We start from the raw sequence: 21,530 nt of genomic DNA on the forward strand, positions 1-21,530 counted from the left end.
ATTATCCGAGATCAGTTTTGCTGGCTAGTTTACGGTAAATCATCGGGAATTTCCCGCCAGAAGTGGCACGCAATTTCCCGGCCGTCGTGACGCTTTTCCAAACGCGGCGGCTGCGTAAGACACTCGGCGCGTTGGTGGGGGCAGCGCCCGGCAAAGCGGCAGCCCTCGGGCATTGCCATAGGGGATGGCATATCGCCGCTTAGGGCAGCTTGGGGCAGCGTCGGGCTGGCCAGTTGTGGTACTGCAGAAAGCAGGGCGCGGGTGTAGGGATGGGCGGGGCGCTCGCACAGCGACCGGGCATCACCGATTTCTACTAACTCTCCCAGGTACATCACCGCGATGCGGTCGCTCATGTGTTTGACAACGGAGATGTCGTGAGAAATGAACAGCATCGCCAGTGACAGCCGTTGCTGTATGTCCAATAGCAGATTCAAGATTTGCGCCTGCACTGAGACGTCGAGCGCAGAAACGGCTTCGTCGCAGATAAGCAGTTTGGGCTCCAGGGCAATGGCGCGCGCAATACCAATGCGCTGGCGCTGACCGCCGCTAAATTCGTGGGGGTATTTACCGAGTGCAGAGGCCGGAAGGCCAACGAGTTCGAGTAATTCGTTGACGCGGCGACGACGCCAACTGCTGCCGCCCAAGCGGTGGATGATCAGCGGCTCTTCAAGAATTGTTGCCACTGTGTGACGGCTGTTCAAGGACTCGAACGGGTCTTGGAACACCATCTGCATATCGCGCCGCAGCGGGCGCATTTGCGCAGCGCTGAGGCCGGTTATATCTCTTCCCTCGAACGCTACTGTGCCGGAGGTAGGGTGGTGCAGGTTGAGAAGTGCTTTACCCAGACTGCTTTTGCCACAGCCGGACTCCCCAACCAAACCCAGCGTCTCGCCCTGCTGCAAAGCGAAGCTAACGCCGTCCACTGCGCGCAGTAGCAGTTTTGGTTTTAGGAAGCCCTGAGACTGAGGGAAGTGCAGTGATAGGTTTTCGGCCCGTAGCAGTGCGTCAGTCATCAATTACCCTCCAGTGGTGACAGGCAATCTCTGCGCCATTGTCTCGCGGCGTAATAGCGGGCGCGCTTTGTTGGCACTGCGGCGTTGCATGGTCGCAGCGATTGGCGAAGCGGCAGCCTGGCGGCATGGCGTCAATGCTGGGCACCTGACCACCCAGCGCGTTTAAGCGGCTCTTCGGCGCTGCGGCTTTCGCAGGCAGTGCGGCTAACAGGCCTTTTGTATAGGGGTGTTTGGGGTTGGCAAAGAGCGCTGCGGCACGATTTTGCTCAACAATTTCCCCGGCGTACATCACTGCCACGCGGTCGGCCAGCTGAGAAACCAGCGCGAGGTCATGGGTGATAAACAGCATTGCCATATCGCGTTTATGTTGCAGGGTTTTTAGGAGCTGGAGTATTTGCGCCTGAATGGTGACATCCAGCGCGGTGGTCGGCTCATCGGCGATAAGCAGTTTGGGTTCGCCGGCCAGTGCCATGGCAATCATCACGCGCTGGCGCATGCCGCCAGAGAGTTGATGGGGGTAGCTGGAAAGCCGCTGCTCGGCGGCGGGCATCCCAACGTCTTGCAACAGCGCAATACAGCGTTCGCGTCGCTGTTTTCGGCTGAGTTCAGGGCAGTGCAAGCGCAGTGTTTCGCCAATTTGTTGTGCGATCGTGTGTACCGGGTTCAGGGCGGTCATCGGGTCCTGGAAAATAACCGCGATATCGCGACTGCGTAGTGACCGGAAGGCCTGTGCATCGCGGCAGTCGATTTCGCTGCCGCGGTAGTGAATTCGCCCACCGGAGATCTCCGCCTGGGGCCGGGGTAGCAGGCCCATCAGCGACATGGCGGTAAGGCTCTTGCCGCAGCCTGATTCGCCGACCAGCCCGAGTGTTTCGCCTGGGAAAATCTGCAAGCTCAGTTGATTAACCAGTTGATGCTGCCGACCGGCATCGTCGGTAATGCTGATGCAGAGCTTATCTGCGCGGATAACGGCTGACTCATTCATCGCCAGTTGCCCAGCGTTTATTCACAATCATGACTGGATCCAGGGCCTTATTGCGGGATTTGGCCTCGTTAACCCGCTGCTGTTCATCACTGTCTATCCAGAAAAGGCCGCCTGTGCTGCCCAGCGGATCGAATAGACTGTCGGTGCTGCGAGTACCGTGAAAGTCCGGCAGTTTTAGCCAGCGCCAGAATGCTTCGCGGGTGTAAGGCACTTTAAAAGTCGGGATAAATGAGCCCTGCTCGAACACCAGTTGTTCCAATTCGCGTGCTAATTTGACCCGGCTGGCCTTGTCTGTGGCTGCGCGATAGGCATCGATTTTTGCGTCGATTTCCGGGTTGTCGGTGTTGGTCACATTGTTTGTTTGGGGCTTGTGGGCGTTGTCCGAGTGGTAGAACTGCCAATAGCGTGGCGACAAGCCGCCGCCTGACCACGCCATCCAAGCCGCTTGATGTTTGTTTTCCAGAATTTGTTTGAAGGCGGCAGAGGGGTCGAGCAGTTGCAGTGACAGCTCTATACCCGCTTTGCGCGCCTCCTGTGCCAAGATCACCAAGCGGTCGTTGTGGCCGCTGCTGTAGTACGTTACGCGAATGCTCAGGCGCTGCCCGTCTTTTTGCCGTATACCGTCGGGACCACGGGTGTCCCAACCGGCGGCATTTAGCAGGCGGTTGGCTTTGTCTAAGTCGAATTCGCGGGCACGAATATCGGGGTTGCTGTAATCGCCATAGCCTTCGTGGGCGGTCTGGAGGCGTTCGTAGTCACCGTGCAGCACGGTGTTAATCACTTTGTCGATATTAAGGGCATGAGCAATGGCATAGCGAACATTGCGGTCGCTGAGCAGAGGGACATCCTCGTTGAGAAACAACCCGGAAATCGGCCTGGGAACGCTGTTATAAAATTTGATTTTACCCGCATAGCCCTGCTCAAAAATGCGCCCCTGGGCTTTTTTATGCCACAGCCGCGGCATGAGCAGGGGGAAGCTATCCAGCTCGCCTTTGCGAAAGTACTGATACGCGATATTGATGTCCCGTATGAGTTTTATACGCAAAAAATCGGGGTTGAAGCGGTGCTGGAAGTAACGCTTGTCATTCCCCCACCAGTCCTGCTTTCGGCGGAACTCAATATATTTGCCCTTGCGAATGGTGTCGATGACGTAAGGGCCGGTGTTCGGCGCTATTTTCCAGTTGTAGTCGCGTACCCAGTTTTCATCCAGTTTGTGGAAGTGGGCGGGTACCGGCGAAATGCTGTATTCAAACAGCATTTCATCGCGGGGTTTGGCAACACTGCCGAGGATGCCGATCGTGTGGTCGTCATACTTTACGACATCGAGGATCACGGTGTTGTAATGGTTGTTATACCACGGTGCCAATATGAATTTAGAGCGCATAAATTGCAGCGCAAACAGATAGTCATCGGCGGTAACGGGTTTGCCGTCGGACCATCGAGCGTCCGGGTCTAAGCGGTAGTAGAGGCTGTGTCCGTCGTCGCCAAACGCCCAGTGCGTGGCAAGTTCCGGTATGGGGTTGAGCGTGTTCGGGTGTATGCCGACCAGTCCCAGATGGTTGGCGCGCATATAGCTTGCAAAGCTGCCATTGGAGTCGGGGCCTACCAAACGCAGCGTGAGCGGAAAGGTGGTAATAAAGCTGCGAAAGCGGCCGCCGCGTTTGGCTTCAGGGCTGGCGAATATGGGGTCGCTCAGGTTGGTTTGCCAGGACAGATTCTCGGGCAACTGTTCGGGTAGCTTGGCGTCTTCGGCGGCGTAAATCCATAAGGGGAAAGCCGCGACGAATAACAACAGCAGTTGTGAGAGGCGTTTATTCATAGAAACTGAATTTTCGTGGATCGTAGGCATCGCGAATCGCCTCGCCGACATAGGCAACAAGCATCAATATTAGGGTCATGGCCACCACTACCGAGCCAACCAGCCACAGCGATTCCATGTTTTCTGTGCCCTGCTTGAGCAGTTCTCCCCAGCTGGGTGTTGGCGCCGGAAGGCCAAAGCCTAAGTAGTCCAAGGCGGTAAGTGCGGTGATACCCGACGCCACGGAGAAGGGAACAAAGGTGATCAGTGTCGATACGCTATTCGGCAGGATATGCCGAAAAACAATGCGGCTACCCGAGGCGCCGAGCGCGCGCGCCGCCATCACGTAATCCCGAGAGGCCTCCTTGTACGTTGCGGTACGCATATACCAGGTCATGGCGGTCCAGCCGAAGAACGCCATAATGAACAGCAGGGTCCAGAACCCCGGGGTGATGATGGAGGCGACAATCATGATCACGTACAGGAAGGGGACATTGGACCAAATTTCGATAATGCGCTGGAAAAATAAGTCAAAGGCGCCACCCAAATATCCCATCATGCAGCCAATGGCGACGCCAATAGCGTAGTTAAATACCAATAGCACAAGCGAGAATAGCATCGCAGTACGAAAGCCGTAGATCAGCCTGGCAAGGACGTCGCGCCCGCTGGTGTCGGTGCCCAGATAATGCCGTGTGGTGAGCGAGGGTGCGTGAGGTGGGAAATCCCCGGCTATCAGGTCATTTTCCAACGGGCCGTAGGGAATCGGGGGCATGAGCACCCAGTTGCCCTCGTCGGCGTCGCGAAACTGCGCCTGTAGTTCGCGGTAATTAGGCTCGTAGTCGATGTCCAGGCCAAAATCCTTGCCGCTGTGCTGCGCCCCAAAGGTGGGGAAATACAGCTCGCCCTGGTAACTCACCAGCAGTGGCCGGTGGTTGGCAAGCAGCTCCGCACCAAAGCTGAGCGTGGTCAATACCAGCAACAACCAAGCGGAGATATAGCCTCGACGGGATTGCTTGAAACGCTGCCAGCGCTTTTGGGCGACGGGGTTTCGCAGCAGATTCATTAACGGCTCCCTCCACCAAAGCGAATGCGCGGGTCAACAATGGCGACACAGATATCGGAAAGAATATTGCCGATTAGGTAGAGCAGGGAAGAGATCACCAAGATGCCCATCACAATGGGGTAGTCTCGCTCAATAATGGCCTCGTAGCCGAGTAGTCCAATACCGTCGATGTTGAAAATGGTCTCGATCAAAAAAGAGCCGCCAATCAGCAGGGAAATATTGTTGCCAAAGGAGGTGGCGACGGGAATAAGACTATTGCGCAGCGCGTGCCGGCGAACGCTTTTTCCTAAACTCAGGCCCTTTGCCGCCGCTGTGCGCATGTAGTCAGCTGATAAATTATCCATCAAGGCGTTTTTCATCATCAGGGTTGTCACCGCAAAACTTCCCGCTAAATAGGCAATAAGCGGCAGTGCAGCGTGGTGAAAAACGTCTTTGGCCTTGGCCAGCGGCGAGAGTTCCTCGAAGTTGTCGGAGACAAAGCCGCCGAGAGGAAACCAGTCGTAGTAACCGGCAAACACCGAAATCAACGCAATACCGATGACATAGCTGGGTAGTGCGTAACCCAGAAACACCACTGCTGACGACAGATTGTCAAAGCGGCTGCCGTGGAACATGCCCTTGAGCAGGCCCAGCGGGATGCAGACGAGGTAGGTGAGCACGAGTGTTGTCACGCCGTAGAATACGGAGACAGGAAAGCGCTCCTTGATGATGTCCCAAACGGGGTCCTGATAGCGGGTGGAGAGGCCCAGGTCAAAGCGCAGCACCTGTTTTAGCCAGATGGCATAACTGCTTAGCAAGGGTTTGTCGAAGCCGTAGTAGCGTTTGAGCTCTTCGAGCTGTTCGTCAGATAGCGTGCCACCGCCCTCGCTGCGGTGCAGGCTGCCTGCCTCGCCACCGAGCTGGGCTTGGGTCATCATTCGCTCTATCGGCCCGCCGGGAACAACACGGGTGATACTGAACACCAGCAGGGTGATGCCAATGAATGTAGGGATAATCAACAGGCCGCGACGAACGAAATAGCCAAGCATAGGTACTTCCAGTCAGGTGGCTGTCAACTACAGGTCGGCCCGCGTAACGTCGACGTAGAGGGTCAGCGATTGGCCGGGTTGCAAATAACTGCTGCGGCCAATTGAATTCCACTCCAGAATATCGGCAATTTTCAGCTTGAAGCGGCTCGCGATACGCGACAGCGAGTCGCCGCTGCGAACCTTATAGCCCACCTTACGCACGATACCATTGCCTGACGATGGGCCTTTTTTCCAGATCGCTAGTTTTTGCCCCGGTTTGATGAGGGCACCTTGATCTAGGCGATTCCAGCGAATGAGTTGCTTGACGGACACCTTGTGCCGTTGAGCAATGCCGCTGAGCGTGTCGCCGCGGCGAACAATATGCTGCGACTGGTGGCGGCCGCGCTCAGCAATACCACGGTCTAAGTTGGGGGAGGTGGTCGCCTGGCTGCTGGCGGGTATCAGGAGCTCTTGGCCGACGCGCAACATATCGCCATTGAGCTTGTTGAAACGCTTAATGCTGGCAATATCGATGTGGTGGCGCTTGGCAATGCTAATCAAGTTGTCACCCGGTGAAACTCGATAGCGCTGCCAGGCAATGCGCTGCTCTCTGGGCAGGGCGGCCAAGCGTGTTTTAAATTTTTCGGCCTGCTTACTGGGAATCAGAAGGTGGTGAGGGCCCTCCGGCGCTGTCACCCAGCGGTTGAAGCCTGGGTTGTAGCGATATAGCTCCTCGACGCTGATATCCGCCAGGGCAGCGGCTTTGGCGAGGTCTATCTGGCTGTCTATGGCCACCTTTTCAAAGCGCGGCGCGTCGGCAACGGCTGGCAAGCTGATATTGTAGCGTGCGGGGTTTTGGTAAATTTTGACCAGCGCCAGCAGTTTTGGCACGTAGCGCTTGGTTTCCTTGGGGAGTTTTAACGACCAAAAATCTGTCGGCTTGCCCGCCTTGCGGTTGCGGCGAATGGCGCGATTCACCGTGCCCGCGCCGGCATTGTATGCCGCCAGGGTCAGCATCCAGTCACCGTCGAAGCGCTTGTTTAAGGTGGTGAGGTAATCCAGCGCGGCGTCGGTGGCGACCAGAACATCGCGGCGACCGTCATACCACCAGTTTTGTTGAATGCCGACGTATTTGGCGGTATTCGGAATAAATTGCCAGAGACCCGCAGCGCGGCCATGGGAGTAGGCGAAAGGGTCGTAGGCGCTCTCGACAAAAGGCAGCAGCGCCAGGTCTATCGGCATATCGCGGGCTTCAAGCTCTTTCACGACGTGATAGATATAATTCCCGGCGCGGGCGCTCATCTTGGCCATGTAGTGGCCGTGCTTGCTATACCAGTCTTCCAGTTTATCGACTTCGCGGCGCTCGGTTAGCGGCAAGAAACTCAGTTGTGCACTCAAGCGCCCCCAAACATCGCTGTAGCGGCGCTCACTGGCAGGAATCGGTGGCGGCAGTAATTGATTCTCAAGTTTAGCGATATGCTCACTGCAACCCTCTGTACAAGCGGGTGCGTCGTTCTTGGCTTGCGTGGGCTGGCTGCGATTAGTTGCACAAGCGCCCACGCTGATAAGCGCGGTGGCGAGAGTTAGCCTCAACAAGAGCTGGTAGGTCGTGTTTTTCATGCAAAATTAGCTGTTGTCTTTCCAGCTTCGAAGCGCGGCGAACACCTCTTGCTGGTTTAAGTTATCGTTGCCTTCACGCAGGCAAATGGCCTGGCGAACACCGTCTTGTGCGGTGCGAAGGAATGGGTTGGTTGCCGACTCTTCCTCAATGGTGGAGGGAAGCGTTATCTCTCCGCGTTCACGCAAAGCCAGCACCTGCTCATAACGATTGCGCAGTGTGGCGTTATTGGGCTCTGCCTTCAAGGCGAACTGCAAATTACTTGCTGTGTATTCATGAGCGCAGTAAACCCGAGTAGCGCCAGGTAAAGACTGAAGTTTACTCAGCGAGTTCAACATTTGCGCCGGGCTACCCTCAAAAAGCCTGCCGCATCCGCCGGCAAACAGCGTATCGCCGCAAAAAAGCAGGGCAGACTCTTCATTATAGAAGGCCAGATGATCCAGGGTGTGGCCGGGAACGGCCAATACGCGAAATGTTTCGCCCAGCACGCCAATGGTGTCGTGGTCTGCCAAAGGGCGGGTGATGTGCTCGCAGGATGTTTCCGGGCCACAGACGTCCACGTTGGGGTATTGCGCCAGTAGGGCCTCAACACCGCCAGTATGGTCCCAGTGGTGATGGGTAATTAGAATTGCGGTAAGCTTTAACTGGGCATGCTTAAGGAAGTCGATGACGGGCGCTGCATCGCCTGGGTCGACGACAACAGCGTCTTCGCCAGATGAGATGCACCAGATGTAATTGTCGCTGAATGCCGCTATTGGCGTGACCGACAGCTTGCCCATAAATAAACCCTCATTTAGCGTCAGGGTATACAGTTTTCCCTTGTCAGACAAGGTATTAGCTCGTGGTGACAGGGTCAACACAGGGGTGAAATCATGGCTAGATGGCGCGCTCAGCATTCGCCTGAAGTATTGTTGCCCGCACTGCGGCAATGGTTTCGCGGGCCGGTCGGTGGCACCGTGTTACACGAAGAGCAGCGTTTGGTGCACCACGCGCTCAGCGACCGGAGTACCTCCGGCCGTCAACTGTTGAATTTAAGCGTGATTCCCGAGCGTTTTAATGTTGATCCACAGTTATGCCAGCGCCAATTGCACCTCGGCGGGCTGGGGCAATATGGCTATAGTCAGATACTGGATGCCGTTTGTGATTTCGACCAATTGCCGCTGGCTAATGAATCTGTGGATATGGTGGTATTGCACCACCTACTGGAGTTTGTAGAAAACCCCCATACCGTATTGCGCGAGGTCGAGCGGCTGATCGTGCCCCACGGCAAACTGGTCATATGCAGTATCAACCCATGGTCTCCATTGGCCCTGCGTGGGCTAATGGGCAGGCTTAAACGCAGCGCAATGTGGCAGAACCACAGTTTGAGTATTAATCGCATTAATGACTGGCTGTCATTGCTCGGCTTTGAAACCGCAGACGTGAGCTATGGCTTTCACCGCCTGCCGATCAGTTCTCCCAGTTTCTTTATGAACCATCGGCCATTTTCCCCGTCCATGCCAATGGGTGGTGTTTTTGTACTGAGCGCGACAAAATACCGCGCGCCGCTCACTCCGGCAGCAGAGGTCCGTAAGCGCGCTAAAATTCTCCGGCATCCAAGTATGCTCGGGGCAACACGTGATATTAAACATGAGTAACTGAATGACTAGCGGTGACAGTAAAGTTGAAATTTTTACCGATGGTGCCTGCAAGGGCAACCCCGGCCCCGGTGGTTGGGGTGCATTGCTGCGCAGCCGCGGGCAAGAAAAAACGCTGTACGGCGGGGAAGCCGATACAACAAATAACCGCATGGAACTGACCGCCGCTATCGAAGCGCTTCGGGCCCTAAAGCGGCCCTGTCAGGTGGCACTAACCACTGATTCCCAGTACGTCAGAAAAGGCATCACCGAGTGGATGGCCAACTGGAAAAAGCGCAACTGGAAGACGGCTGGCAAAGCACCGGTGAAAAACGCGGATCTGTGGCGCGAGCTGGATGCGTTGAATAGCCAGCACGACATTGAATGGCACTGGGTAAAAGGGCACTCGGGTCACCGGGAAAATGAAATTGCCGATAGCTTGGCTAATCGCGGCATAGATGAGTTGAGACGATAACGATGCGCCAGATTGTCCTCGATACAGAAACCACCGGTATTGACCCTAATGACGGCCACCGGATTATCGAAATAGGTTGTGTGGAACTCGTTGGCCGAAAGCTGACAGGGCGGCACTTTCACCGCTATATCAACCCCGAGCGCGAAGTTGAAGCGGGGGCCATAGAGGTCCACGGCATTACCAATGAAATGCTTGCCGATAAGCCCTTGTTTTCAGCAGTGGCTGAGGAATTTCTCGACTTTGTTCGCGGCGCTGAACTCGTCATTCACAATGCCCCGTTCGACGTCGGCTTCCTCGATATGGAGCTGGCTAGGCTACCGGGCCGGCAGCCAAAGCTTGCAGAAATCTGCGGTGTGGTCGACACCTTGGTCATGGCGCGCCAGAAGCACCCCGGGCAGCGGAATAGCCTGGATGCATTGTGCCAGCGTTACTATGTAGATAACTCTCAGCGCGACCTTCACGGCGCATTGCTCGATGCTGAAATTCTGGCCGATGTGTATCTAATCATGACCGGTGGCCAGACCAATCTGGCGCTTGCCGGTGAGGATAGTAACGAGGGCGGGGAAGGCGGAAGCAAGGGCATTCGGCGCCTGCCGGCGGACCGACCTGCTTTGACGGTGGTGCGCGCCAGTGAGGATGAGCTGGCCGCTCACTTAGAGCAATTGCAGATCATTGATAAAGCCAGTGGCGGCAATTGCCTTTGGCGCAGCACAGAGGCGAGTGACGGCAACTGATTTCGTGGCGCAGTAGCGCTTTATGCTGTTTGACGCTGTGCATAAGCAAAAATAACTGATAAAAAGACGAATAAATACCGCAGCTTAACTGTCAATTTTACAAGTGGGTTGAGCTTTGTTTGAGCCGCGCCAGGCTCGTGACAACGGGGCATTACCAGTGTTCAAGCAAGCCGCATTGCAGAATGATATTAATAGTAGCTCCTACGCATTGGTGGGGGAGGAGCTGAGTAATACCCTGCAGCAAGCCACCAATATCTTTGAAACCTTCTTGGCGGAGCGCCACGATTTGCGCTTGCTGGATGAGTGCGAGATGGCCCTTCGTCAGATAGGGGGAACCCTGCGGCTTATCGAAGTGCGCGGGGCTGCGCTTATCGCCGATGAAATGCGCTCACTTTGCCAAGCGATTGTCAGTAATACCGCAGCCTTGCCAGACGCCCAGTTAAATGCCTTGAGCACGGCTTTTTTTGTTCTGCCGCGCTACCTGGAATTTGTGCAAAGTCGCGGTAACGAAATCCCGTTGATGGCGATTACACACGCCAACGAGCTGCGAGAGGCTCACCGTCAATTACTGCTGCCCGATAGCTATTTCTGCAAGAACGACGCCTATGTTTTTAGCCGCGACTCGGAGCTGAAGTTGCGCAGCCAGGCAATGGCCCCGAACGCGCTAGCAGAATTGCTTAAGCGTGTTCGGCAAAGTTACCAGCGTGCCTTATTGGGGCTGCTGCGCGACGCGCAACCGGCGATGCAATTCACCCTAATGTCGCGAGCGCTACGTCGCCTGTGTGGGGCACTGCCGGCGGGACGGAACCAGCGTTTTTGGCTGCTGGCCAGCGCCGTCATTGAAGCCTTTGCTCAGGGCGGGTTGGAGCTGAACCCTCGGCGCAAACGCCTGCTCACCGGTTTGGATGGCGCTCTGCGGCGACTGGGTTCAGATAAGCCCGGGGACGAAATTCTCGAACAAGAGCTGTTATTCCTACTTCGATTGTCTTCCTGGCAGGAGGGGTTTAACGGCAAGTTACTGCAGGCAATTGGCACTCGTCCCTTTGATATTAATGATGCAGAAATCCAACGCCTGCGCACGCAGATGCTGGGTTTAAGCTACGACACGGTCTCCTCCGTGCTCAACGAGCTGCGGGCGGAGCTGCGTCATGCCAAAGATATTCTGGAGCTACTTGCGCAACACGGCCGCAGCGACGACGAAGAAATTCGCCCGCTCAGCGAATTGCTGCAGCAGGGCGCTGATGTGCTGTTGGTGCTCAACCTGCCATCACTCTCTGAAGTATTGGGGCGCTATGCCGGCGTGTTGCTCGATCTAATCGGTACTGATCTCAGCAACGCCAGAGCGGTACTTGAAGAGTTGGCGGAAACTCTGCTGTTTATCGAAAGTAGCCTGGCACAGATCGACCGACGCAAGCTCAACTACGATGAGCTCAATGCGCTCAGCATTGATAAACGCGATAGCATCAGCGCCGACAATCAAGTGAGTGAGGCCACGGCAATCGTTATCGAAGAAGCGAAAAGCGCCATTGGCATGATTAAGCGCGCCATCGCCTCCTATATCGACTCTGGCTTTGACAGCACTCATATTGCAAACGTCCCGAGCAGTTTGAGCTCGGTGCGGGGTGCTTTCGATATTTTGAAAATGCGCCGTTTGGCGGCGGTCACGGGTTCAGCAACCCGCTTCGTTAAAACCTTTATGGGACGCGAACGCAGCGACGCTCAGCGCGATGCGCAGGCGCTAGAGACGCTCGCCGATGCGATGATCAGCGTCGAGTATTACCTCGGCGAGCTGGAGTCGCGCCACATCCCCGATGAGAAAATTTTACTTATTGCGGAAGACTCATTAAAACAATTGGGCTTTCCGGTAGAGATGGCGCAGGACACGGGAAATGCCGCTTCCTGAGCTCGCTACGCTGTTACTGCTGATGTGCGCCGGCAGTGTTCTTATTTGCGTCGTTCTGCTGCTGTCGCTGCGCCGCCGTCCGCTGTCTTGCGGACTTTTACTTCTGGCATTTGCGCCGATGACAGCCACGACCGTCCTGGTCAGCCAGGACCTAATCAGTTATCGCAATTTGGCGGTGGAACAGCGCATAGCCACCGTATTCGTTGCCCAGTCCGGTGAGAATGATTTTGCGCTGCGCCTGGATATCGACGGAAACCCCATGCCATTTCACTTTCCCGTGCGCGGCGATGAATGGCGGCTTGAAGGTAGGGTGCTGCGTTGGGATGCTGCGCTGGCAAAGCTGGGGTTGAATAACCTGGTTCGCCTTGAGCGCCTTAGCGGTCGCTATCAACACCCCGAGCGCGAAGCCAATAGTCAGCGAACGGTTCACCCGCTACCCAGTGGCGAATGGCTCGACAGTTGGCCAATGCTCAGTAACTACGCGTTTATTTGGCGTTGGGTAGATGTCGACTACGGCAACGGGGTTTATGCACCCTTGCAGGACGGCGCAGTATTCGATGTTTACCTAGGCCGCAGCGGTATGTTTATTCGGCCCAAAAACCCAATTGCTATCAACGCGTTGCGTAACTGGTCAACTTGACTGTTGGTCAGCCCCGTACCACTATGACGAACCTTTTCTAACTGACTTGGAGCCCGTTTTTGGACTTTCTAGTGGATTACAGTCTGTTTCTCGCGAAAGCGGTTACGGCATTGGTATTTATTGTTTTATTGCTCACCGTTATTACCTCGTTTAGCCAGCGCAGCAAACGCGAGGGCGAAGACGGTCACGTTGAAGTCAGTCGTCTGCACGAGCGTTTTGAAGACTGGCAAGACACCATGAACTACGGCTTGCTGAGCGAAGAAAAGTACAAAAAACTGCGCAAGGACAAGAAAAAACAACACAAGGCCGAGCGCAAAGCCAAGCATGAAAAGACGAAAAAGCGGCTATTTGTCCTCGACTTCGACGGCGATATTCGCGCCTCGGCGGTGGAGTCATTACGCCACGAAATCAGCGCAATACTCACCGTTGCCAATGACCAGGACGAAGTGCTGCTGCGCCTGGAAAGCCCTGGCGGCATGGTGCATAGCTACGGCTTAGCCTCATCGCAACTGCAGCGACTGCGCGACAAGGGTATTCCCCTCACTATCGCTATCGACAGGGTTGCCGCCAGTGGTGGCTATATGATGGCGTGTATCGGCAATCAATTGCTTGCGGCACCCTTTGCAATCATTGGTTCAATCGGCGTCGTGGCGCAAATGCCCAACTTCCATCGCTTGCTGAAAAAGCACGATGTCGATGTCGAATTGCACACTGCTGGCGAGTTCAAGCGCACCCTCACTATGGTTGGCGAGAATACGGATGAAGGGCGGAAAAAATTTATTGAAGAGCTCGAGGAAACTCACCAGTTGTTCAAAGAGTTTGTCAGTGAAAATCGGCCGTCACTGGATATTGAATCCATCGCCACCGGCGAGGTGTGGTATGGCCGCCGCGCACTGGACAAAGGTCTAATTGACGGCATTTCCACCAGCGATGACTATCTGCTGAGCAAACGCGAAGACACCGATATTTATGCGGTGCACTTTAAGCAAAAGCGCAGCCTACCCGAGCGCCTTGGCTTCGCTGCTGAAACAGCGATAGATCGAGGTTTTTGGGGAGTCGTTGAAAAAATTCGCAACAGCCGCTTTGTCGGCTAAATCGGGGGAAATAATGACATTTAAAGCCGTACAGGTCAGAGAAGAGCAGGGCGCCTATCAGTGCAGCGTTGTCGACAAAGACGACTTTGCCCAGCCCGGGAATGGCGAAGTGCGCGTAGCGGTAGAATACTCGTCGCTCAACTATAAAGATGCACTGTCGGCCGCGGGCAACAAAGGTGTAACCCGAAACTATCCGCACACACCTGGCATCGATGCCGCGGGCACAGTGCTGGCCTCGTCCAGCGATAATTGGAAGGCGGGTGACCGCGTTATCGTGACGGGCTATGACCTGGGAATGAACACCGACGGTGGCCTGGCAGAACAAATTCAAGTGCCCGGTGCATGGTTACTGGCCGCCCCGGATGGCTTGGACAGTGCAGAGGCGATGGCACTCGGCACCGCTGGATTGACGGCCGGCCTATGTGTGGAGAAGCTCCAGCGTCAATTGGGCGAGCTGAGCGGTCTTAAAATTGCCGTAACGGGTGCCAGTGGTGGTGTTGGTAGTGTTGCCATTGCATTGCTTAATCAACTGGGTGCGGAGGTCACCGCGATCAGTGGCAAGGCGCAACAGTATGATTTTTTGCAGAGTATTGGCGCTCAACATTGTGTGGCGCCATCGATGCTCGCTGAGTTCGATAAAAAACCAATGTCGAAGCCGCTGTTTGATGCGGCAATTGACACGCTCGGCGGCGATCCACTGGCAAACCTGTTAAAAATTATTCAGCCCGAGGGCGCCGTCGCCTGTTGTGGACTGGCTGCCGGGGTGAATATCAACAGCAGCGTTTTCCCATTTATTCTGCGCGGTGTATGCTTACTGGGTGTCGATTCAGTAGAAATTAGTCAGCAACGGAAAGCTGATATATGGCAGCGTTTTGCCGAGCAGTGGAAGCTCGATGACGCGGCGTGGTCTGCTCTGCTAACTGAAATAACCCTCGACGAGGTGCCTGACTATTTGGCGCGCTTCCTTGAGGTATCAGTCAGCGGGAGAATTAGAGTAAAGCTATAAATGCACCTTCGCCTCCGTATGGCAAACTCAGGCCCCGGCGCTAGCCGGGGTATTACCCGTCGAGAAATTCTCTTTGTCTTGCTGATCGCCTCAGCACTAACGATATATGTAAGCAGCCTTGTTAAGCAGCGTGTCGATGAGGCTTTGCATGAACAAGCAGTGATTGATCTGGAGCGAATTACCCGGGCTCTGCATCAATATAAGCTTGATAATTTGCGTTACCCAAGCCCTGACCAAGGGCTATACGCGCTGTTGGAAAGCCCCGTCTTGGAGCCTCTCAGCCCGCGTTGGGCCGGCCCCTATTTAAGTCGTAGCAGTCTGATTCGCGACCCGTGGAAGCGCGATTATATCTATCACAGCTCCGACGCACCGCCATCCTTCAGCGTGAAAACCTTCGGTGCGGATGGCGTGGAAGGTGGCAGTGGTGAGAACCGGGATTTGCTCGTTGTTTTTGAGAGTGACAGCGACTACTGAGCTCGGCGCCTGACGAAGCCGTCACTGGCCGGTGGCGCGTTGCACCGCGGTTTCTTAAAGCCTTATCGCGCTGGCGATCGCCCTGGCAATAATGCGCCCCTGGGTATTTTTAATCACCCCTTCTGTTGCCAGCAAGCGTTTGCCGGGGTGATCGACCCGCGCTTCAATGAGCAGTTCTTCGTCGGGGTCGCGAACGGCGCCGATAAATTTGATCGACAAGTCCGTCATGGTGTGAAATTCACCCGCCGCTAACTTCGTCATCACCGCGGCACCCATCGCCGTGTCCAGCAGTGATGCCAAGATGCCGCCGTGCAGGGAGCCTATTAAATTTTGGTGGCGCGCTTTTGGTGTGTAGCGGTACACCACCTCACCATCATTGATGGAAACAATGTCGTAGCCCAAGTTCGCCGCCATACCGCTGCGCTCGGTCTGAGCCTCAAACTGCTTTACTCGCTCCATGCCGGTAAGTGTGGTATCGCTGGTCCATTGTGTCATCGGGAACGGGCCTCCGCGTTGTGTTCAATAGGGTTCTCGTGCGAGTGGCACAGGGCTTTAACTTCCCGCCTGACGACTTTGCCAACGGGATTGCGGGGCAGTGCCGAAAGCAGGTGTATACGCTTGGGGGTTTTTACGTCGCCCAATAGTGGCTTTAGTTGCGCCCGCAGGGTGTCACTGTTGGCGGTGCTGCCATCGACCAAGCACACGGCAGCTTCCACGCGCTCTCCCCAGTACTCATCCGCAACGCCAAACACGGCGCACTCTTGAACATCGGGGAGTTTTATCAAGGCATTTTCCACTTCGGCGGGGTACACATTAAAGCCGCCTGAAATAATCAATTCCTTGCTGCGCCCCTGTAGGAACAAATAGCCATCCGCATCGACGTAGCCCAAATCTCCGGTCAATAACCAGCCGTCTTTGAACGCGCCGGCCGATTGTTCTGGTGAGTCGAAATAGCCGGGCATCACGATGCCGCCACGCACCGCGACCTCGCCGGTCTCGCCAGCGGGAAGAGCGGCGCCATCTGGGCCCAGTATACACAGCTCGGAGTGCAGGCAAGGGCGACCCACTGATCGCTGCCGCGCAGGATTTTGCATGTCCTCGGCGCTCATTGCGGTAATGGTCATGGGGGCTTCAGTTTGCCCGTAGACGGTAGACAAACATGGGCCAAAACGGGTGATTACCTCGCTGATTTTCTGCGGTGGCATTGGCGCAGCACTGTAAGTAAGGTGGCGCAGCCTAGGTGCTGAATCGCGGTCGAGGCCGGGGTATTCAAGCAATTTGTAAATCAAGGTCGGCGGCATAAAGCTAACGCTGCTATGTGGCAATGCCTGAGCGATCTTTGCGATATCCGGGGTGGTGAGCAAGCAGTGGCTACCGCCAGCGCCGAGTATCGGCAGGATATAGTGCGAGCCACCATGCGTCAGTGGCGCCACGGCAAGATTGACGTCATCGCGAGTAAAGTCAAACTGCGCCTGCATATTTGCGACTACCGCCGATACATTGCCGTGAGTTTGGATAACGCCTTTCGGTTGGCCCGTGGTGCCGCCGGTAAATTTAATCGCCATTGTGCGATCAAAAGAAGGCAGCTCAAGCGTAAATGACCGGCCGCGAAATTGCTCAATCCACTGCCTTGTCCCCTCATTTGGCGTATCAATGCTTACCACAGGGCTGCGGGTTTCCGTGAGAGTTTCCGGCAGGCTGTCCAGGCTGGCGCGATCCACCAAAATGAGTTGCGGCTGACTGACTTCGATCAATTGGCTATTGAGTTGCTGACCATTTTTGGGGTTGATTGGCACCCACACCTGATTCGCCGCGATAATGGCGAGGTGTGTCACGAGGTGATCGATGTGGTTTTGCGCGCACAACGCAACGTGGGCGCCGTCGGGTAGGCGTTGCCGGAGTGCTTGTGCCAGCGCCTCAACTCGCGTGACGAGTTCACTGTAGCTGACCTGCTCGCGCTGGTCGGTGGCGGCGATACCACGAGGGTTGATATCCAAGCCCTGGTATAGGTATTCAATCGGTCGTTTCATCGGCTTGGCCCCTCCAGCACGGTGACGGTGGTTGCCGCTTCTTCGGTTTCATAGAAGCCGCCGCCGTTTTCAGCTACAGCGATGCGCGCACCATTAACTTGGCGCTTGCCGGCTTCGCCGCGTAGCTGAGTGACCAACTCATGCAGTTGCATAATACCAGTCGCTCCCACTGGGTGACCCTTGGAGACCAGCCCCCCCGAAGGGTTAACAGGGGTGGCGCCTCCCAACGCTGTGTGCCCTTGCTCGGTGTAGACGCCGCCTTCGCCAAGCTCGCACAAGCCCAGATTTTCTATTTGCTGAATTTCCGCGTAGGCGCTTGCGTCATGCACTTCGGCGACATCGACATCGCAGGGAGCAATACCAGCTTGTTCATAGGCCTGTTGCGCTGTCAGGCGGCCAATGTGGTTGGCAAAATCGTCGGCGTCACGTTGAATGCCGCTGCGCAGCGCCAGGGCGCGAATGCGTATAGCGCGCCGTTTGCCAAGGCGTCGTAATACGTCTGCAGAGCAGACAACCGCCGCCGCAGCGCCGTCGGAAATTGGTGCGCACATCGGCAACGTAAAAGGCCAGGTGATAACGCGCCCGGCGAGCACCTCGTCGACCGTCATATCGTGCTGGTACTGCGCGAGTGGATTCATGGTGGAATGCCAGTGGTTCTTTGCCGCCGCTGCGGCAAATTGGCGCTGTGTGGTGCCGTATTTTTGCATGTGCAAGCGGGCCTGTGCGGCATAGCTGTCCATAAAGAAACTGCGTTGTTTGCCGTTGTCTTGCCGGTACTCATCTGGGATCAGGGCGGCGCCCTGGGCGCTTACCTGCTGATGAAATTCCTCCAGGCGATGGATATCCGTGCCGCCTTTAAACGCATTGAACATCGCCTCGCGTTTTTCCGGGAAAAACATCTTTTCAGCGCCCACCACCAACGCGACGTCGCACATTCCAGCTTTAATGTGGGCGATGGCTTGAAGCAGGGCGGTAGAGCCCGAGGCGCACGCATTCTCGATATTGGCGATGGGGATACCCGAAAACCCTAAGGGTCTAAGGGCACACTGGCCGCGAATACCATTTTGACCTTCAAGCAGGCCTTGGCGTGTATTGGAAAACCAGGCGGCCTCGATGTCGTCCTGGTGAATATCGGCATCCGCGAGCGCTCTGGCAACCGCCTCGCGGCTCAGGTCTTTAACGCTTCGCTCGGTAAACTTGCCCAGCGCGGTCATGCCAATTCCTAAAATAAATACCTCCGTCATCACCCCTGCCTCACACGTCGGAACGCATAATCTTGCGCTGTACAATACGAAAACGACTGGCAACAAAGGCGAGGTCGGTAAGACAAGCATTGCCTGCGGGGTTTAGGCCGGTAACGTGGTAATCGCTATAGGCGGCGGCAAAATTGATGGGCATTCCCATTAAATTACAGGCAACAGAGGCGCCTGCATGGTTGTAGGCATCTTGGGCTCGCTCCAGGAACTCACTGTTCACCGAATAGACATGTGAGGTTATTGCGCCACAATCCCGGGCATTTGTGGTGGCATCGTGCAAGCAGCTATCAATGCTCGCGCCTTTGATCAAAAACGAGATAGGACCAAAAAATTCATCTCGATACAGTTCACGCTGCGCGTCGCTTACCTGAATCATTAGCGGTGTTGCGGTGCGCGCCTTTGGAAACTCAGGGTGGGAGTAGGGCGCGGAATCGCGCAATACGCGGCCGTGCTGAACGCCGAGCTCGCGCATTTTCTCCAGTGTTAGATAGATATCGTCGCTCACCAGTGTGCCGCAGAGAAAAGCGGCTTTTTTCGGATTGCTCAGGTGCGTCTCTACGGCGTCCACCAGGCCTTGCGCAACATCGTCAAAACTTCTTCGCTCACCATTGACCAGAATGCCCTCGGCGGGAATGTGAATGTTTTGAACGCTGGTGCACATCTGCGCAGAGGCCTGACACAGCGAGTGGGCAATGGCACTGCACATACCCTCGAAGTCGTCGGTGGATTCAATGACCACAGAGTTGCAGCCAGCCGTTTCGGTGAATACCAGGGCATTGCGACAGTGCTGCTCAATCCAGCTGCCAAACGTTGGGCTGCCGGTGAAATCGATGATGGCGGTATCGGGGTGCTCTAATAGCGCCATGGTGGCGGGTTCATCGCGCGTATCCGCCACCATCGTCACCAGGTTGCTATCGAAGCCTGCCTCCATTAACACCGCCTGACAAACCGAGACGACCAGGGCAACGGGCAAAATGGCGCTGGGGTGGGGTTTAAATACCACCGGATTGCCGGTCGCCAGGCTGGCAAATAGTGCCGGGTAGCCATTCCACAGCGGAAACGTCGCACAGCAGATATTAACGGCAACGCCGCGGGGCATTAGTCGATAGAACTTGGTCAGTTTCGCTGCGCCATCGCTGCCAAACTGACGTTGCCACTCCGCCTGTTCCGGTACATCACGCATTGCTTTATACGCGTAGGCAAGCGCTTCCAGGCCGCGATCCAGTGCATTCGCACCACTGCCAGCAAAGGCCATAATGTAGCTTTGCCCGGCGGTATGCATGGTGGCGTGAGCGTTTTCAAACAATTGCTGTGAACAGCGCTCAAGTATTTCAAGACACACCCCCATGCGTGTTTCCACGCCGGCATCTCGCCATGCGGGCTGAGCTTTGGAAATGGCTTGAAACAGCGTGTCGACATCCACCTTGGGGTAAAGAACCCCAAGACGCTCGCCAGTATAGGGGGAAATTTCAGCGCCTACCCAACCGTTGTTACCGGCCTGATGCAGCGGGTAGTCCTTGCCGAGCAGTGCCTCAAAGCGTGCTTTCCCAGCCGCTGGAAGCTCAACCCCATGTATTTTACTGCTGGGACTCTCGCTGAACGCGGTCCAGGAATAGCGCTTTTCGCAGGCGTCCAGGGCTTTCTCTAACATTGATTTATGGCGGGTGAACCAATTACTCATGGCTAGTCTCGTTATTGTTGGTGAATCGTAAACGGCGCTTGATTAGCGCTTTGTTAATGTTGGTATGGCCAAATCTGTTTGGGCTGGCTTGTTACTTTCTTTATTAGACTAACAGTCTGTCGGGAGGGTAAACAAGCGCGTTTTTACCTATTTTTTATTTATCGTTTGTCACTTTTGTTGTAGTGTTCGCTGCATGCAAGCCGCCCAGCAATTACTTTCCAACCCAGTGGCCCGCGGGCTGAATATCCTCGGTGACCGTTGGACGATCCTGATTCTTAGGGAAACCTTTCTCGGGCAACATCGCTTTGATGAATTCCGGCGCCGCACCGGCGCGTCACGTGGCACATTGAGCTCTCGTTTAGAGAATTTGGTTGCCAATGGCATTCTCTATAAAAACCCCTATCAAACGTCGCCACTGCGCTACGAGTACCGGCTGACCGGAAAAGGTTTGGCGCTTTACCCCTGGGCACTGTTGATCTGGCAGTGGGAGAGCGAATGGGCCGATGCCTCCGACGCGGAATTGCCTACTCAGTTGTGGCATTCCTATGGCGAGGGAGACGGGCATCGCCTCACGCCACTGGCGGTGTGTCGACATTGCGGTGAGCCTCTCCATTACGATGATGTAGAGCGCGTGGTAAAAGCCTCTCCCGAAGGGGCTACTGCCGGCGCATTGACTGAAATTGGCAGCCAACGACGTACCCGCGGTGGCAATCAGCAAATGCTGGGTCACGTCACCGATATCATTGGCGACCGTTGGACACTGTTGTTAATGGCAATGGCCTTTGTTGGCTTGACTCGCTACGACGACTTTCGCCAACATCTCGGTGTGGCGACCAATGTGCTAGCCGACCGCTTAAAGTTGTTGGTGTACACCGGTATTTTTTCCAAAGATGCATACAGTAGTAATCCACCGCGCTACGAGTACCACCTGACTGAAAAGGGCAAGGCGCTTTACCCACTCACCATGGCGCTGCGCCAGTGGGTGCTTGAGTGGTTACCCAAAGTGAAGCACCCCTTAACCCTGGTACATCGTCCCTGCGGTAAAGAGCTGGCAACCGACGTCATTTGCGACAGTTGCCACACCGTTCCCCGAACTGATGAAGTACGCTTTCAGTAAACTTGGAGCCAGTAAAAAAT

Annotated in this window: 20 protein-coding genes; 9 read left to right on the forward strand and 11 right to left on the reverse strand. The window is 55.5% G+C overall.

Annotated elements, in window-relative coordinates; genetic code table 11:
* Positions 1 to 29: 29 nt before the first annotated feature.
* Genes HNR64_RS11025 through gloB form a run of 7 tightly spaced genes read right to left on the reverse strand, consistent with a single transcriptional unit; the run spans position 30 to position 8,314 of the window.
* A complete protein-coding gene (locus tag HNR64_RS11025; RefSeq protein ID WP_204996519.1) occupies positions 30 to 1,013 on the reverse strand; it encodes an ABC transporter ATP-binding protein in 984 nt (327 codons plus the stop codon).
* On the reverse strand, positions 1,006 to 1,998 hold the full coding sequence (locus tag HNR64_RS11030) for an ABC transporter ATP-binding protein (protein ID WP_204996520.1): 993 nt from the start codon (positions 1,996 to 1,998) through the stop codon (positions 1,006 to 1,008). Before HNR64_RS11030 ends, HNR64_RS11025 begins: the two co-directional genes overlap by 8 nt.
* Complete coding sequence (locus tag HNR64_RS11035; RefSeq protein ID WP_204996521.1) at positions 1,991 to 3,817, reverse strand: extracellular solute-binding protein; 1,827 nt, start codon at positions 3,815 to 3,817, stop codon at positions 1,991 to 1,993. The genes HNR64_RS11030 and HNR64_RS11035 overlap by 8 nt, the downstream gene beginning before the upstream one ends.
* Positions 3,810 to 4,859 (reverse strand): ABC transporter permease, encoded by a 1,050-nt coding sequence (locus HNR64_RS11040; protein ID WP_204996522.1) that lies wholly within the window; start codon positions 4,857 to 4,859, stop codon positions 3,810 to 3,812. The genes HNR64_RS11035 and HNR64_RS11040 overlap by 8 nt, the downstream gene beginning before the upstream one ends.
* Positions 4,859 to 5,887, reverse strand: a complete 1,029-nt coding sequence (locus HNR64_RS11045; RefSeq protein ID WP_204996523.1) for an ABC transporter permease subunit — start codon at positions 5,885 to 5,887, stop codon at positions 4,859 to 4,861. The genes HNR64_RS11040 and HNR64_RS11045 overlap by 1 nt, the downstream gene beginning before the upstream one ends.
* Before the next feature lie 27 nt (positions 5,888 to 5,914).
* Positions 5,915 to 7,486, reverse strand: coding sequence for a lytic transglycosylase (locus HNR64_RS11050; RefSeq protein WP_204996524.1), 1,572 nt, complete (start codon positions 7,484 to 7,486; stop codon positions 5,915 to 5,917).
* Between the two features lie 6 nt (positions 7,487 to 7,492).
* Positions 7,493 to 8,314: a hydroxyacylglutathione hydrolase gene (gene gloB, locus HNR64_RS11055; protein ID WP_239547783.1), complete on the reverse strand. Its 822-nt coding sequence runs from the start codon at positions 8,312 to 8,314 to the stop codon at positions 7,493 to 7,495.
* Between the two features lie 42 nt (positions 8,315 to 8,356).
* Between gloB and HNR64_RS11060 the strand changes: the two genes are divergently transcribed.
* The 8 genes from HNR64_RS11060 (at position 8,357) to gspG (ending at position 15,426) form a co-directional block, all read left to right on the forward strand.
* Entirely contained in the window at positions 8,357 to 9,121 is a 765-nt protein-coding gene (locus HNR64_RS11060) for a class I SAM-dependent methyltransferase (RefSeq protein WP_204996525.1), read from the forward strand.
* Between the two features lie 4 nt (positions 9,122 to 9,125).
* The gene (gene rnhA, locus HNR64_RS11065) at positions 9,126 to 9,575 is read left to right on the forward strand and encodes a ribonuclease HI (protein ID WP_204996526.1); all 450 of its coding nucleotides are present in this window, start codon (positions 9,126 to 9,128) and stop codon (positions 9,573 to 9,575) included.
* A 2-nt stretch (positions 9,576 to 9,577) separates the two neighbouring features.
* Complete coding sequence (gene dnaQ, locus HNR64_RS11070) at positions 9,578 to 10,309, forward strand: DNA polymerase III subunit epsilon (RefSeq protein ID WP_204996527.1); 732 nt, start codon at positions 9,578 to 9,580, stop codon at positions 10,307 to 10,309.
* A gap of 157 nt (positions 10,310 to 10,466) precedes the next feature.
* Positions 10,467 to 12,212 carry a FimL-related protein gene (locus tag HNR64_RS11075; RefSeq protein WP_204996528.1) on the forward strand — a complete coding sequence of 582 codons (1,746 nt, stop codon included), beginning with the start codon at positions 10,467 to 10,469 and terminating at the stop codon, positions 12,210 to 12,212.
* Complete coding sequence (locus tag HNR64_RS11080) at positions 12,199 to 12,852, forward strand: hypothetical protein (protein ID WP_204996529.1); 654 nt, start codon at positions 12,199 to 12,201, stop codon at positions 12,850 to 12,852. Before HNR64_RS11075 ends, HNR64_RS11080 begins: the two co-directional genes overlap by 14 nt.
* A gap of 59 nt (positions 12,853 to 12,911) precedes the next feature.
* A complete protein-coding gene (gene sohB / locus HNR64_RS11085; RefSeq protein ID WP_204996530.1) occupies positions 12,912 to 13,946 on the forward strand; it encodes a protease SohB in 1,035 nt (344 codons plus the stop codon).
* Between the two features lie 13 nt (positions 13,947 to 13,959).
* Positions 13,960 to 14,952 carry a YhdH/YhfP family quinone oxidoreductase gene (locus HNR64_RS11090; protein ID WP_204996531.1) on the forward strand — a complete coding sequence of 331 codons (993 nt, stop codon included), beginning with the start codon at positions 13,960 to 13,962 and terminating at the stop codon, positions 14,950 to 14,952.
* Complete coding sequence (gspG, locus tag HNR64_RS11095; protein WP_204996532.1) at positions 14,953 to 15,426, forward strand: type II secretion system major pseudopilin GspG; 474 nt, start codon at positions 14,953 to 14,955, stop codon at positions 15,424 to 15,426.
* A gap of 54 nt (positions 15,427 to 15,480) precedes the next feature.
* On the opposite strand, the gene HNR64_RS11100 is transcribed toward gspG, so the two are convergent.
* Genes HNR64_RS11100 through paaN form a run of 4 tightly spaced genes read right to left on the reverse strand, consistent with a single transcriptional unit; the run spans position 15,481 to position 20,393 of the window.
* On the reverse strand, positions 15,481 to 15,921 hold the full coding sequence (locus tag HNR64_RS11100) for a PaaI family thioesterase (RefSeq protein ID WP_204996533.1): 441 nt from the start codon (positions 15,919 to 15,921) through the stop codon (positions 15,481 to 15,483).
* On the reverse strand, positions 15,918 to 17,456 hold the full coding sequence (locus HNR64_RS11105; protein WP_204996534.1) for a class I adenylate-forming enzyme family protein: 1,539 nt from the start codon (positions 17,454 to 17,456) through the stop codon (positions 15,918 to 15,920). Before HNR64_RS11105 ends, HNR64_RS11100 begins: the two co-directional genes overlap by 4 nt.
* Positions 17,453 to 18,700, reverse strand: coding sequence for a thiolase family protein (locus tag HNR64_RS11110; protein WP_204996535.1), 1,248 nt, complete (start codon positions 18,698 to 18,700; stop codon positions 17,453 to 17,455). Before HNR64_RS11110 ends, HNR64_RS11105 begins: the two co-directional genes overlap by 4 nt.
* Positions 18,701 to 18,710: 10 nt before the next feature.
* Positions 18,711 to 20,393 (reverse strand): phenylacetic acid degradation protein PaaN, encoded by a 1,683-nt coding sequence (gene paaN, locus HNR64_RS11115; protein WP_204996536.1) that lies wholly within the window; start codon positions 20,391 to 20,393, stop codon positions 18,711 to 18,713.
* Positions 20,394 to 20,586: 193 nt separating this feature from the next.
* On the opposite strand from paaN, the gene HNR64_RS11120 reads away from it, so the two are divergent.
* Positions 20,587 to 21,510, forward strand: a complete 924-nt coding sequence (locus HNR64_RS11120) for a winged helix-turn-helix transcriptional regulator (protein ID WP_204996537.1) — start codon at positions 20,587 to 20,589, stop codon at positions 21,508 to 21,510.
* Positions 21,511 to 21,530 lie beyond the last annotated feature (20 nt).

The organism is Spongiibacter marinus (genome assembly GCF_016906995.1).
GTDB lineage: Bacteria > Pseudomonadota > Gammaproteobacteria > Pseudomonadales > Spongiibacteraceae > Spongiibacter > Spongiibacter marinus.

Bases quoted from the DNA above. Each gene is read 5' to 3' on its own strand.
- HNR64_RS11025 (WP_204996519.1), bottom strand. From the start codon at position 1,013: ATGACTGACGCACTGCTACGGGCCGAAAACCTATCACTGCACTTCCCT.
- HNR64_RS11030 (WP_204996520.1), bottom strand. From the start codon at position 1,998: ATGAATGAGTCAGCCGTTATCCGCGCAGATAAGCTCTGCATCAGCATT.
- HNR64_RS11035 (WP_204996521.1), bottom strand. From the start codon at position 3,817: ATGAATAAACGCCTCTCACAACTGCTGTTGTTATTCGTCGCGGCTTTC.
- HNR64_RS11040 (WP_204996522.1), bottom strand. From the start codon at position 4,859: ATGAATCTGCTGCGAAACCCCGTCGCCCAAAAGCGCTGGCAGCGTTTC.
- HNR64_RS11045 (WP_204996523.1), bottom strand. From the start codon at position 5,887: ATGCTTGGCTATTTCGTTCGTCGCGGCCTGTTGATTATCCCTACATTC.
- HNR64_RS11050 (WP_204996524.1), bottom strand. From the start codon at position 7,486: ATGAAAAACACGACCTACCAGCTCTTGTTGAGGCTAACTCTCGCCACC.
- HNR64_RS11060 (WP_204996525.1), top strand. From the start codon at position 8,357: ATGGCTAGATGGCGCGCTCAGCATTCGCCTGAAGTATTGTTGCCCGCA.
- rnhA (WP_204996526.1), top strand. From the start codon at position 9,126: ATGACTAGCGGTGACAGTAAAGTTGAAATTTTTACCGATGGTGCCTGC.
- dnaQ (WP_204996527.1), top strand. From the start codon at position 9,578: ATGCGCCAGATTGTCCTCGATACAGAAACCACCGGTATTGACCCTAAT.
- HNR64_RS11080 (WP_204996529.1), top strand. From the start codon at position 12,199: ATGCCGCTTCCTGAGCTCGCTACGCTGTTACTGCTGATGTGCGCCGGC.
- HNR64_RS11090 (WP_204996531.1), top strand. From the start codon at position 13,960: ATGACATTTAAAGCCGTACAGGTCAGAGAAGAGCAGGGCGCCTATCAG.
- gspG (WP_204996532.1), top strand. From the start codon at position 14,953: ATGCACCTTCGCCTCCGTATGGCAAACTCAGGCCCCGGCGCTAGCCGG.
- HNR64_RS11100 (WP_204996533.1), bottom strand. From the start codon at position 15,921: ATGACACAATGGACCAGCGATACCACACTTACCGGCATGGAGCGAGTA.
- HNR64_RS11105 (WP_204996534.1), bottom strand. From the start codon at position 17,456: ATGAAACGACCGATTGAATACCTATACCAGGGCTTGGATATCAACCCT.
- HNR64_RS11110 (WP_204996535.1), bottom strand. From the start codon at position 18,700: ATGACGGAGGTATTTATTTTAGGAATTGGCATGACCGCGCTGGGCAAG.
- paaN (WP_204996536.1), bottom strand. From the start codon at position 20,393: ATGAGTAATTGGTTCACCCGCCATAAATCAATGTTAGAGAAAGCCCTG.
- HNR64_RS11120 (WP_204996537.1), top strand. From the start codon at position 20,587: ATGCAAGCCGCCCAGCAATTACTTTCCAACCCAGTGGCCCGCGGGCTG.